The organism is Streptomyces sp. NPDC002911 (assembly GCF_053591835.1).
On sequence record NZ_JBSFUO010000017.1, the window covers coordinates 66,923 to 80,937 of the forward strand.

The following is a 14,015-nucleotide window of genomic DNA, read 5'->3' on the forward strand; positions in this document are numbered from 1 at the left end:
ATGGAGCTGGAAAGTCTCTGCTGGTCCGAGGGTCTTCGAATACCTGAACAGGTCATCAGGCAGCGCCTTCTGACGCACCCCGTGGGGCAGTGGGTCGTCGAATCCGACGGTGTCGTGCGAGGTGTCGTCTACTCCCAGCGCATCGACCACGCGGACGACTTGCTGTCCGTCCGATTCGACACGGCCGACCGGCTTCACCGGCCCGACGGCGCGGTCGCGCATGTGCTCTCGCTGAACATCGATCCCCGCGAGCAGGGTTCAGGACACGGCGACATGCTGCTGGAACACCTGCTGACCTGGTGCCATGACGACGGGAACACCGAGCTGGTGGTAGGGGTGACCCGCTGCCGTGACGTCAAGCGGCATCCCGAGTTCGAACTGCATGAGTACATCGGGGCGACGAACGCGCAAGGGCGTTGTCTGGACACCGTATTGCGCATGCATCAGCTGCACGGGGCCGAGGTGCGCCGTCTCGTTCCGGGATATCGTCCCAATGATCTCGTCAACGGAGGCAACGGCGTCCTCGTGGCCTACGATCTCCCCGGTCGTCAGGAGCGGGTTCGGCAGCTGTCGCAGGATGCCTCGGCGCGGTCCGTCGATATCCCCGAAACCAGTCAACTGCACAGCGAGATACTGGGTTTCATCGACGAGGCACTCGGCGGTCCGGCCGAATACGAGGGAATCGCGAACCCGCTGGAGAGCCCGCTTTTCGAGCTGGGACTCGATTCCGCAGGACTCCTTGATCTTCAGGACAGGATGCAGGCCCGGTTCGGAATTCAACTCGAATCGCTCTTCTTCTTCGAGCACAACACCGGCGCACGGATCATTTCGTATCTCGATGGCCTCAGGGGAGAGGAATCGAGCCACACGCCGGACATCCCGCGGCCGATCCGAACGGGGCCGGTCGCCGCATCCGAGGAACCCGGGGGCTCCGCCGAGCCCCGTCACCCTGCCGGACCTGCCGCGCGGGCCAGATCTGCCGACCGGGGCGTGCGCCGTGCCGGGGATTCCGACCGGGACAAGGCCGTGGCTCGTCCCGCCGTCACGGGACAGCACGATGACCGCGACATCGCGATCATCGGCATGGCCTGCCGGCTGCCCGGTGGCATCGAGGACCCCACCGCGCTGTGGCAGCTCCTCGAAGAAGAGCGCTGCGCGGTCGGGACGCTGCCTGACGGACGCTGGCAGTGGCCCGCAGGGGTCGGCCCCGACACCCACCCCGGGATCGACCGCGGCGGATTCGTCGCCGACGCGGGGTCCTTCGAGGCGCCCCTCTTCCGCATCACGCCCCACGAAGGGCACCGCATGGACCCGCAGCAGCGCTGGATGCTGGAACTGGCCTGGGCCTGCCTGGAGGACGCCGGATATCCGGCGGGAGCGGTAGCCGGCGCGCCGATGGGCGTCTTCGTCGGTGCCAGCGGGTCGGACTACCAGCGGACCATGGACACGGACCGGCTGCCCGTGCGGGCGCACAGCGGACTGGCGACGTCCATGGCGATCATCGCCAACCGCGTCTCCTACTTCTACGACCTGCGCGGCCCGAGCGTCCAGCTGGACACCGCGTGCTCCAGCTCCCTGGTGGCCGTGCACTCGGCGGTGCGCGCTCTGCGCGCGGGGGAGTGCACCACGGCCCTGGTCGGTGGCGTCAACCTCCTGTGCCACCCGGCCGACAGCATCGCCTACCACCAGGCGGGCATGCTGTCGCCCGACGGCTTGTGCAAGACCTTCGACGAGTCGGCGAACGGCTACGTGCGCTCCGAGGGCGGAGCCGTCCTGCTGCTGAAGCCGCTGGCGGCGGCGCTCGACGACGGCGACCACGTGCACGCCGTCATCAAGGGCAGCGCCACCAACCACGGTGGCCAGGCGGGCGGCCTGACCGTCCCCAGCGCGTCCATGCAGGCGAGCCTGGTCCGGACGGCGCTCGCCGACGCGGGGGTGGCCCCCTCCGACATCAGCTACGTCGAAGCGCACGGCACCGGCACGGCGCTCGGCGATCCCATCGAAGTCCAGGGACTCGCCCGGGCCTTCGGGACGAGCGAGGCACCCTGCGCGATCGGATCGGTGAAGACGAACCTGGGGCACCTGGAAGCCGCCGCGGGCATCACCGGACTGATGAAGATCGTGCTGTCCATGCGGCATCAAAAGCTTCCCGCCTCGCTCCACTTCTCGCGGCTCAATCCGAAGATCACCCTGGACGGCACGCCGTTCTCCGTCGCGCGACGGCTCGCGGACTGGGAACTCGACGGCCGTCCCGCCCGCCTCGCCGGGGTCAGCAGCTTCGGCTCGGGCGGCAGCAACGCCCACGTGATCGTCGCGCAGGCCCCCGCCCCCGCCCGGGAGAAGGCGGCCGGGCGCGGTGAACCGGCCTCGGACGAACGTGTTGCGTCCGTGGTCGTGCTGTCGGCGGAGACCGAGCCGCAGCTCGTACGCCAGGCGGAGCTCCTGCTCGCTCATCTGCGGCGCGAACGGCCGACCGACGCCGGTCTCAGGGACCTCGCCTACACGACGCAAGTGGGCCGCGAGGCCCTGAGCGAGCGTCTCGGGCTGCTGGCGACGGATGTCGCTTCGCTGGAAAGCCTCCTGGAAGCCTTCGTGTCGGGTGACACGCTCCCGCCCGCCGTCCTGCGGGGACGCGCGAAGAGGAACGGCGCGACGACCCCGGTCACCGGCCCCGAGGGCCCGGAAGGCTCTGCGGGCCCGGACCGCTCGCCCGGCGAGGTGCTGGCCGCGTGGGTGCGGGGCGCGAAGGCCGACTGGGAAGCGCTCCACCAGGGCGTCGAGCGCCCACGGCGCGTCCCCTTGCCCACCCACGCCTTCGCGAAGAAGCGCTACTGGTTCGACCAGACCGCCGCCGTGGACGTGCCGGCACACCAGCGGCGGCACCCGCTGCTCCAGCGCGAAGCCGCGCCGGGCGGCACGGACATCGCCGTCTTCGCTTCGACGTTCACCCCGCAGGAACCCTTCCTGCGTGACCACCGTGTGGGCGGCGAGCCGGTGCTGCCGGCCGTCGCGTACCTGGAGATGGCACGTGAGGCCCTCGACCGTACGCTGCCGGCGGCCCAGGGCGGGGCCTTCGCGCTGTGCCTTGAGAACGTGGTGTGGACCCGGCCCATCGCCGTGCGGGACGAGGGACGAACGGTCCGCACCGTCCTGACGGGCGGCGCGGATGTCGCCGAGCACGGCTCGTCGGGGACCGAGCCCGACACGGCAGGCCGCATGTCGTACGAGATCCGCACCGGTTCCCTCTCCGAGGCCGAGGGTGCGCACGTGGTGCACTCGCGAGGCGTCGGGTCACGCCGACGCGTCACCCCGCCGGCTCCGCTACCGATCGAGGAACTGAAGTCCCGCATGCGCGCGGCGGTTCTCGGAGCCGACGACTACTACGCGGCGTTGCGCGCCGCGGGGCTCGACTACGGCGACACCCACCGCGCCGTACGGTCGGTACACCTGGGAGAAGGGGAGCTGCTGGCCTTCCTCACCCTGCCCTCGGCCGCCGTCCGGACCCGGGGCGACTACGTGCTGCACCCCAGCGTGCTCGACGGCGCGCTGCAGGCGGCGTTCGCACCGGAGCTCCACGCCGCAGCAGGGGCCTGGAGCGCGCCCCTGCCCTTCGCCCTGGACCGTCTCGACGTGTTCGCGGACACGCCCGCATCCGCATGCGTCTGGATACGCGAGGTCCCGGGCACGTCGAGCCAGGTGCGGCGACGGGACCTCGACCTCTGCGACGAACGGGGAAACATCTTCGCGTCACTTCGGGGCTACTCCATGCGGAAGACCACGGAACCGGCCGAGACGGCCGCCACAGGAGAAGTGACGCTGTTTAGGCCCGTATGGCGCGAACAGCCCGCCCCCACCCGCGCGTCGGCCCCGGACGCGGACTCCGGCCACGCCGTGCGGCTGGTCCTCGCCTGCGGCTTCGAGGACCGGCTGGGTGAGCTGCGTGCCCTGGCACCGTACCTGTCGTTCGTGGAACCGCCCGAGGAGGACGGGTCCGCCGCTCCCGCCCTGGCCACGGTCGCGGAGTGGGCGGTCGAGCTGCTTCGCACGGTCAAGGGCCTCCTGCTCGGCAGGCCCACGGGTTCCGTGCTCCTCCAGGTGCTGACTCCCTCGCACGGTGAGGGAGCGACGTACCAGGCGCTGTCCGGCCTGCTGAGGACGGCGCGACAGGAGAACCCCGCCCTGATCGGGCAGGTCATCGCGGTACCCGACGGCTCCCCGGCCCCGTATCTGGTCGCGAAGCTGGAGGAGGACGCCCGCTCGCCCGAGGACCACCGGATCAGCCATGCCGAGGGTGACCGCCGTACCGTCCTCGGCTGGGAGCCCCTCCCCGACGCCGATGCTGCCGGAGTCACCGGGACCGAGGTCCCGGTGACTCCCCGCCCGGTGCGGTGGCGAGCCGGCGGCGTGTACCTCATCACCGGTGGCGCGGGCGGCCTGGGGCCGGTCTTCGCCGAGGAGATCGCCCGGCGGGCGAAGGGCGCTGTGATCTGCCTGACCGGCCGGTCCCCGCTGAGCCCGGAGAGGGACGCCGTGCTCGACGCGCTGCGTGCCGGGGGCGCCGAGGCGGAGTACCACGTCCTGGACGCGGCCGACGGACCGGCCACCGGGAGACTCGTCGCCGACCTGGAGCGACGCCACGGCGCGCTGCGCGGCGTGATCCATGCCGCGGGCGTGATCCAGGACAACTTCCTCACGAAGAAGCCGGTGGCGGAGTTCCGCCGTGTCCTGGCGCCGAAGCTCGACGGCTGCCGCAGTCTCGACGAGGCGACCAAGGACGCCGACCTGGACTTCTTCGTACTGTTCTCGTCCATCACGGGCGCGACCGGAAACGTCGGGCAGGGCGATTACGCCGTGGCCAACGCCTTCCTCGACGAGTTCGCGCGGCAGCGCGGCGCGCTGGTCGACGCGGGCCGGCGCAGCGGTCGTACGGTGGCCATCGGGTGGCCGTTGTGGCACGGCGGAGGAATGGGGGCCGACGAGGCCACCCGCCGGGTGCTGCGGGTGCGCAGCGGGCTGCTGCCCATGACGACCGAGGCCGGGGTCGCGGCCTTCCACCGTGCGCTGGTCAGCGGCGAGACCCATGTGGTCGTAGGAGCGGGGGAGGAGGCGCGCCTCCTGGCCCTCCTGGACGGGGACGAGGAGCACAGCCGATCGGACGGGCCCGCCGCTCATCAGCCCGGCACGGGTGAGGCCGACGGTGTGGATGCTGCCGAGGACGACCGTGCGCTCGAGGCGCGGACGGTGCGCTTCCTCAAGGAGGAGCTGTCGCGCATCACCCAGCTGCCGCTCGCCGAGCTGGACGAGGACGAGCCGCTCGGTTCGTACGGCATGGACTCGATACTGGCGACCGAGCTGACGTCCGGGCTGGCGACGACGTTCGGCTCGCTGTCCATGACGCTCCTCTTCGAGTACCACACCCTCGCCGAGCTGGGCGCCTACTTCGTGGCCGGCCACCGCACCACCTTGGACACGCTGTTCGCCCGGACCGGAGCACCGGTTGCTCAGGCCGCCCCTAAAACCGCTGCGGCTCCTGCCCCCGTGTCCCCCGCCGGCGCCGTTCGCGAGGTCGCCCACGGCGCCGGGTCCCAGCAGTCCGCAGCGCTGGACATCGCGATCATCGGCCTCTCCGGCCGCTATCCCGAATCGCGCGACGTGCGGGAGTACTGGCAGAACCTGCGGGACGGACGCGACTGTGTCGTCGAGGTCCCGGAGGACCGCTGGGACTGGCGCGCGTACTACTCCGAGGACCGCACCCGGCCCGGCCGTCACTACAGCAGGTGGGGCGGGTTCATCGCCGAGGTCGACCGGTTCGACCCGTTGTTCTTCAACATCTCGCCGCACGAGGCGGACTACCTCGACCCCCAGGAGCGGTTGTTCCTGGAGCACGCCTGGACGGCGATGGAGGACGCCGGCTACACCCGGGAGCGGCTGCGGCGCACCGGCGGTGAGGCCGGTGACGGCCAGGTCGGCGTGTACGCGGGAGTGATGTGGGGTCAGTACCAGCTGCTGTTCCCCGGCGGGGACGCCGTCCCCGGCAACCCGAACGCGATCGGCAGCAGCTATGCCAGCGTCGCGAACCGCGTCTCGTTCGTGATGAACCTGCACGGCCCCAGCATGACCGTGGACACCATGTGCTCCAGCTCGCTCACCGCGGTGGAGCTGGCCTGCCGGGACCTCCGCCAGGGCCGCACCAAGCTGGCTTTCGCGGGCGGGGTGAACGTGACGGTCCACCCGAACAAGTACCTGGCGCTGAGCACCGGGCAGTTCATCTCCGGCAAGGGCCACTGCGAGAGCTTCGGCATCGGCGGGGACGGCTACATCCCCGGTGAGGGTGTCGGTGTCGTCCTGCTGAAGCCGCTGCACGACGCGGAGCGCGACGGCGACCACATCTACGGGGTCGTCAAGGGCAGCGGCATGTCGCACGGCGGCCGCACCAACGGCTACACGGTGCCGAACCCGCGCGCGCAGCAGGCCGCGATCCACGGCGCGCTGCGCGAGGCCGGGGTCGACCCGAGGACCGTCAGCTACGTCGAGGCGCACGGCACGGGAACCAAGCTCGGCGACCCCATCGAGATCGCCGGACTGAGCCAGGCGTTCAGGACCGCGTCCGCGACCGGCACCGCCGACAGCCGGTACTGCTACCTCGGTTCCGCGAAGTCCAACATCGGACACTGCGAAAGCGCCGCCGGGATCGCGGGGCTCACCAAGGTGCTGCTCCAGCTCCAGCACGGCCGGATCGCGCCGTCGCTGCACTCCGCGACGCTGAACCCGGACATCGACTTCACCCGTACCCCGTTCGTCGTCAACCAGGAACTGCGCGACTGGGAGCGCCCGGTCGTCGACGGCCGTACGCACCCGAGGACCGCCGGCATCTCCTCGTTCGGCGCCGGCGGCTCGAACGCGCACCTGGTGGTGGCCGAACACGTGGACATGCGTCCCGCACCGTCGACGGGGACGCGGACACCGCTGCTCTTCCCGCTCTCCGCCAAGAACGAGGAGCGGCTGCGGGCGTACGCGGTCGAACTGCTGCGCTTCGCCCGCGACGCGGACGAGACCGGCTCCCCGAGGGCCACCCCGGCGGACCTGGCCTACACCCTGCAGACAGGGCGCGAGGCGATGGACGAGCGGCTCGGTGTGATCGCCGACTCGTTCGCGGCGCTCGCCGGGAAGCTCGAGCGGTACCTGGCGGGCGAGGACGGCGTCGAAGGCCTGTACCGGGGCAACGCCAAGCGGGACAGGCAGGCCCTCTCGCTCATCCCCGCCGAAGAGCTCGCGGAGACCCTCGGCAGGCTCGTACAGCGCGGCAAGTCGGCCGAGCTCCTGGGACTGTGGGTGCGCGGGGCGACGCCCGACTGGCAGCGACTGCACACCCGTACGACCCCCGTCCCCCGCATGATCAGTGCGCCGACCTACCCGTTCGCCCGTGAACGGCACTGGGTACCGGAAACGGCACAGATGGCCGAGGCCGGGCCGAAGACGCGGGCCGGTCTCGCGCACGGCACCCGGCCCGTGCCCGCGGCAGCGACCGTGCGCGCGACCGAGGCCGGCGCCGGTTCCCCGACCGGGCTCGAACCCCCGGCCCGTGAGGCCCTGTTCCTGACCAAGCAGTGGCGGCCGGCCCCGATCGGTACGGCACGGACGCGGCACACCGCCGTCGTCGTCCTGCACGACAGGTCCACCCGGCGTCTCGCCGAAGCCCTCTCGGCCCTGTTCGACGACGCGACACTGCTGGAGGCCGTCCCGGGCGCCGAGACCGCGCTCGCCCAGCACATCGGCAGGTGTTCGGCCTGGATCGACCTCACCGGCATGGCGGCGCGCACCGCCGGCGACCCTGGGGCGGACGCGGACGACGGGATCAGCGAACACCGGCCGTCCGGCCGGGCGCTGGCGCTGCTGCAGCGCGCCCTCGACGCCAAGGCGTCCCGGGACATCCGACTGCTGTACGTGACCCAGGGCCTGGAGACACCGGACGTGTCCCCTCCCGTCCCGGCGCACGCACCGGTACCGGCGTCCGGGCCGGACGGTGAGCGGGTGAACCTGGCCGGTGCCGCGCGTGCCGCGCTCTACCGGTTGCTCCAGAGCGAGTACCGGGGCCTCACGTCGTGCCACGCCGACCTGGATCCCGCCGTGCGTGAGGACGCCGAACTCGCGGCGGTCATCCACCGCGAACTCGGCGCCGGGAGCGGTGAGGCCGAGGTCTGCTACCGCGCGGGAGTGCGGCACGCCCCGGTGCTCGAGGAGAGCGCGCCGGTCGCGGCGCGAACCGCCCGGCCCGACTTCGCCGACGACGAGGTCCTCCTCGTGACGGGCGGAACGCGCGGCCTGGGCCTGTTGTCCGCACGACATCTGGTCGAGCACTACGGTGTACGCCGACTGGTCCTGACGGGCCGTGAAGCCCTCCCCCCGCGTGCCCGGTGGGCCGACGCCTGCCCGCCTTCGGTACGCGAGAAGATCGAAGCCGTCCTGGCGCTGGAGGCACGTGGCGTCACGGTGCGCGTCCTCGCGCTGCCGCTGGACCGCGCCGACGAGGTGGCCGCGGGCATCGCGACGATCGAGGCGACACTGGGGCGTGTCACGGGTGTCATCCACGCCGCCGGGCTGGTCGACACCCGTAATCCCGCGTTCGTCCGGAAGCCCGTCGCGGACATCGCCCGCGTCGTCTCCCCGAAGATCGAGGGCACCCGGAACCTGCTGGCCGCCCTCGACGCGCGGTCGCTGAGGTTCGCCGTGCTCTTCTCGTCGGTCTCCGGGGTCGTCCCCACGCTGGGCGTGGGCCAGAGCGACTACGCGATGGGCAACGCCTTCATGGACTACTTCGCGCGGGCGTGCGCCGCCGACCTGCCGGTCACCAGCGTCCAGTGGCCGAGTTGGCAGGAGGCCGGCTTCGGTGAGGTGACGAACCAGGCGTACACCGACACGGGGATCCTGAGCATCACGAACGCCGAGGGACTGTCGTTCCTGGACGAGATCCTGGCCGTGCGGCGCGGTCCGGTCGTCATGCCGGTCCGGGTCGACGCCGGGCTCTTCGACCCGGGTGCGCTGCTGGCCGCGCGCCCGGCGTCGCCCGCCGTCCCCGCACCCCGGACGCCTGCCGCCGCCGCGACGGCACCGGCGACCGTGTCCGCCCCCGCGCCCACCGCCGGCGGGCCCCTGACGAGGCGGCTCACCGACTTCCTCAGCGGTACGTTCGAAGGCCAGCTCAAGCTCGAGCCGGGCCAGCTGGACGCCGAGACCTCGTACGCGGACTACGGCGCCGACTCCATTCTGCTGGCGCAGGTCCTCCAACAGATCCGGCAGCGCCTCGACGTCCGGCTCGACCCGTCGACGCTCCTGGAGTATCCGACCCTGAGCGAACTCGCAACATGGCTGCTCACCACATACCCGACGGAGATCGCCTCGGGGTTCGGTGACGAGCCGCAACACGCAGCCCTGGACGAGGAGACGGCGAGGCGCGTGGACGAGAAGCCGCCCGGCGCCCCGGAAACAGGGTGGCCTGCCGCATCACCTGCCCCGGCCGAACCCGCTGCGCGGACCGCGCCGGCCTCCCGCGCGGCCGTGGCGGCTGCCGAGATCGGGGCCGAGGCCGCGTTCGACGGTGCGCGCGGCACGGCCGTCGCCGTCATCGGCATGGCCTGCCGACTGCCCGGCGCACCCGATGTCGACGCCTACTGGGACCTGCTCTCCCAGGGCCGCTCCGCCGTCCGTGAGGTCCCCACGAGCCGCTGGGGACGCCCCACCGGCTTCCACGCCGGACTGATCGACGACGTGTTCGGCTTCGATCCCGGCTACTTCATGCTGCACGCCGAGGACGTCCGCGCCATGGACCCCCAGGCCCTGGTGCTGCTGGAGGAGAGCCTCAAGGCCGTCCACCACGCCGGGTACCGGCTCGGGGAGCTGGACGGTACCCGTACGGGTGTGTATGTCGGCGCCCGCAGCCGCAGCCGGGCCGACGACGCCCTCGTCGTCGAGGCGCGCAACCCGATCATGACCGTCGGGCAGAACTACCTGGCCGCCAATGTGTCCCAGTTCTTCAACTGGCACGGCCCCGCCATGGTCATGGACACGGCCTGCTCGTCCTCGCTGGTGGCGATGAAGGTCGCCACCGACGCGCTGGCGGCGGGCTCGGTCGACCTGGCTCTGGTCGCGGGCGTCAGCCTGCTGGCCGACCCCTCCGCCCATGAGCTGTTCCGCCGCCGTGGACTGCTCCGGGAGGACGGGGAGTTCCACATCTTCGACCGCAGGGCCGGCGGCGTCGTCCTGGGCGAGGGCGCGGGCGTCGTGGTCCTCAAACCGCTGACCCAGGCCGAGCGGGACGGTGACACGGTGTACGCCGTCGTAGAAGGCGTGGCCATCAACAACGACGGCCGGACCGCCGGACCGGCGACCCCCAACCTGACCGCCCAGAAGGAGGTCATGAGGGAAGCGCTCCGTCTGGCCGGCCGCCGGCCGGACCAGGTCGCCCACCTGGACGTCAACGGCTCCGGTTCCGAGATGACCGACCTCCTCGAACTCAAGGCCGTCGAGGCGGTCTACGGGCAGGACCGGACCAGACCTCTGGGCCTCGGCTCGATGAAGCCCAACATCGGGCACCCGCTCTGCGCCGAAGGCATCGCCGCCTTCATCAAGGTGGCGCTCATGGTCCACCACCAGCGCACGGTGCCGTTCCTGTCCGGCGCCCGGCCCATGGAGCACTACGCGCCCGACCCCACGCGCCTCGTCTTCCCGAGGCACGCGGGGGCGACGGACCTGCCGTGCGCGGCACTGAGCAGCTTCGCCGACGGCGGTACCAACGGTCACGTCGTCGTGGGACACCACGTGCCTCGCTTTCCGGTGCGGCGCCGCCCGGTCGAGCTCCCCGCGCTCAACCGGACCGATGCGCGCACCGGTGAACGCGTCGGCGCCGCCGCCTCGCCGATGGTGTGGACACGGCGCATCGACGCCCGGGACGCAGTCCTGGACGGCCACCGTGTCCACGGGCGGCGGCTGTTGCCCGGCCTGGCATGGATCGACCTGCTGTACGGCTGTTTCGCGGAGATCACGACGGGGCCTGCGTACCGCGAACTCTCCCTCCTGGACGTGACCATCTACCGGCCGCTGGCCGTGGACGCCGACAGTGCCGTGGAGATCCGCGTCGAGGCGCGCGCCGAGACCCCGGATACCTGGCGCATCACGGTGACCGACGCCCCGGCGCAGGGCCACGCCGCCGGTCCGGGGGCGGCGCCCTACGTCACGGCGGAGATGCACCGGTCGGCGGGCGGGGCCACGGGCTTCGCGACGAACATTCCGGACGAGGTGCGAGCCGTGCTGCGCGACCCCGGCGGGCGGGTACGCGACCTCGAGGAGATCTACCGGGACTTCCGTGCGCAGGAGCTCGTCCATGCCGGCCTGATGAAGGCGGTCGGCGCCGCGTACACCGGGTTCGACGACATCTGGCTGCGGGTCGCCGTCGACGAGCGGGCCGCGAGCGGTGAGCGGAGCGAACGGCTGTTCCACCCCGCCCTGATCGACGGCAGCGCGGTGGCGGCCTGCGCGGTGGCCCTCGGTGAGGTGCCTGCGGGCGGTGACCCGGTGGACGGCGAGAAGCGCCTGTTCCTGCCGCTCCACTACGCCTCGTTCCGGGCCGGCGCCTCGCTGGGCCGCGCCTGTTACACGCGGGTGCGGCGCGACTCGATCGAGCGGCGGGAGGAACTGCTCACCTTCAGCATGGAGTTCTTCGACAGCGAGGGGCACAGGATCGGCGAACTGGCGGACCTCACCACGAAGGTGGTGCGCGACGCCGGACACATCGATCCCGCACGCCGCGACGACGGGCCAAAAACCGATTTTGCCGCCCGAGCGGGAACGGGCACCGGGACCCGCACGGGGACCGGATCCGCCGGCCGGGACGCGGCGCTGCTCCCGCCCGACGGGATCGGAGCCGCGGTGACCTCGGTCCTCGCCGCCCGGCTCGGTGTCCCGGCGGACCAGGTGGGCATGCACACGAGTTACTACGCCCTCGGCCTCGACTCCGCCACCCTCCTGCGGACGGCGGGGGAGATCGGGGAGCGGCTCGGGACGAGGCTGTCGCCGACGCTGCTGTTCGAACACCCGACGGCGGCCGAACTGGTCGCTCATCTCGTACGCGACCACCGTCCGGGTCCGGCGAGCCCTGTCCGGGCCACGCAGCCGGTCGCACCGGCGCCGTCCGTGTCATCCGTGGTGCCCGCCGCGCCGGCCGTGGGCGGCGGGGAGCCGCCCGCCGGGACGGCGCGCGGGTACGGCGAGGGCGACATCGCGATCGTGGGCATGGCCGGCCGGTACCCGAAGGCGGCGAACGTCGCCGAGTTCTGGGAGAACCTCAAGGCCGGACGGGACTGCGTCACCGAGGTGCCCGAGAGCCGGTGGCCCCGTGACACCTTCGAGGGGGAGCGCACGCCGTCCGGACGGAAGATGTCCGCCTGGGGCGGCTTCATCGACGACGTCGACCGCTTCGACGCCGAGTTCTTCGGGATCCCGGCGGACGAGGCGGCCCTCCTCGACCCCCAGGAACGGATGTTCCTGGAGGTCTGCTGGGAGGCGATCGAGGACGCCGGGTACACACCCGCCGGTCTCACCGCCTCCGGTGGTGACGGCCCGCGCCGGGCGGTCGGCGTCTTCGCCGGTGTCATGCACAAGGACTACGTGCTGGTTCAGCACGAGGCCGCCCGGCCGGACGGCCGCACCGGGCGGGCGTCCGCTCCGTTGTCACTGAACGCCGCGTCCATCGCCAACCGGGTCTCGTACTTCTGCGACTTCAGCGGCCCGTCGATGGCCGTCGACACCGTGTGCGCCTCCTCGCTCAGCGCCGTGCACCTCGCGGTCGAGAGCCTGCGGCGCGGGGAGTGCCGGGCGGCCCTCGCGGGCGGGGTGAACCTTTCGCTGCACCCGGACAAGTACCGGACCTACGGCGCGCTGGAACTGCTCGCGAGCGAGGCACCGGCCCGCTCGTTCGGCGCCGGGGGAGACGGCTACGTCTCCGCCGAAGGCGTCGGGGCGGTCCTGCTCAAGCCGCTGGCGTCGGCGCTCGCGGACGGTGACGCGGTCTACGCCGTCATCAAGGGCAGCGCCGTCAACCACTCCGGTCGGACGCCGGGCATCCGGGTGCCCTCCGTCGCCGCACAGGCCGCCGTCGTCGAGGACTGCCTGAACCGCGCGGGCGTCGACCCGGCTTCCCTGGGCTGCCTCGAAGCCCATGGCACGGGCACGGAGATCGGTGACCTGATCGAGATCCAGGCACTGAGGCGGGCGTTCGAGAAGTACACGGACGCCAAGCGCTTCTGCTCGCTGGGATCCGTCAAGTCCGCCATCGGGCACGCCGAGGCCGCAGCCGGGATCAGCGGGCTGACCAAGGCGGTGCTCCAGCTGCACCACCGGACGCTGACCCCGTTGGTGCGTGCGGAGCGGACCAATCCTTACCTCGCCCTCGACGACTCGCCGTTCCGTCTGCAGACGGAACTGCAGGAGTGGCCGGCGGGCGGCCCCGGCACGCCGCGCCGGGCCGGGGTGAGCGCCTTCGGTGCCACCGGCGCCAACGCGCACATCGTCCTCGAAGAGGCGCCCTCGGTGGCCGGGCCGACGGTGAGGGACGTGCGCGAGGACCTGCCGGCACCCGTGCTCGTACCGCTGTCGGCAACGAACGACGAACGGCTGCGTTCCTACGCCGCCAAGCTGGCGCGCTTCCTGGAGACGGAGGAAGGAGCGGCGGCGGATCTCGCGGCGCTGGCCCACACCCTCCGGACCGGCCGGGTCGCCCTGGCGGAACGCGCCGTGATCCTCGCCCACGGGATCCACGAGCTGAAGAGCGCCCTCGACGGCATCGCCCGGGGCGCCGAGACCGGTGCCGGGAACGTGTGGCGGGGGCGCGGAGTCGAGCAGCTCCAGGACGGACGGCTCCTGGACGAGGACGACCTGCGCGCGGAACTGGTCGGCCGATGGTCGGCCCAGGGCAGGTGGGACAAGATCGCCGAACTCTGGCTCGGCGGCTACACGGTCGACTG

The 14,015-nt window shown here is 72.1% G+C and carries 1 protein-coding gene (cut by a window edge); it reads left to right on the plus strand.

Features of this window, described 5'->3' with window-relative positions:
* A protein-coding gene (locus tag ACWD04_RS24010; RefSeq protein ID WP_451135107.1) for an SDR family NAD(P)-dependent oxidoreductase crosses the window boundary here: on the plus strand, positions 1-14,015 show its 5' portion. It continues 664 nt past the right edge of the window; the window shows 14,015 of its 14,679 coding nt (coding positions 1-14,015); it begins with the start codon at positions 1-3; its stop codon lies beyond the right edge, outside the window.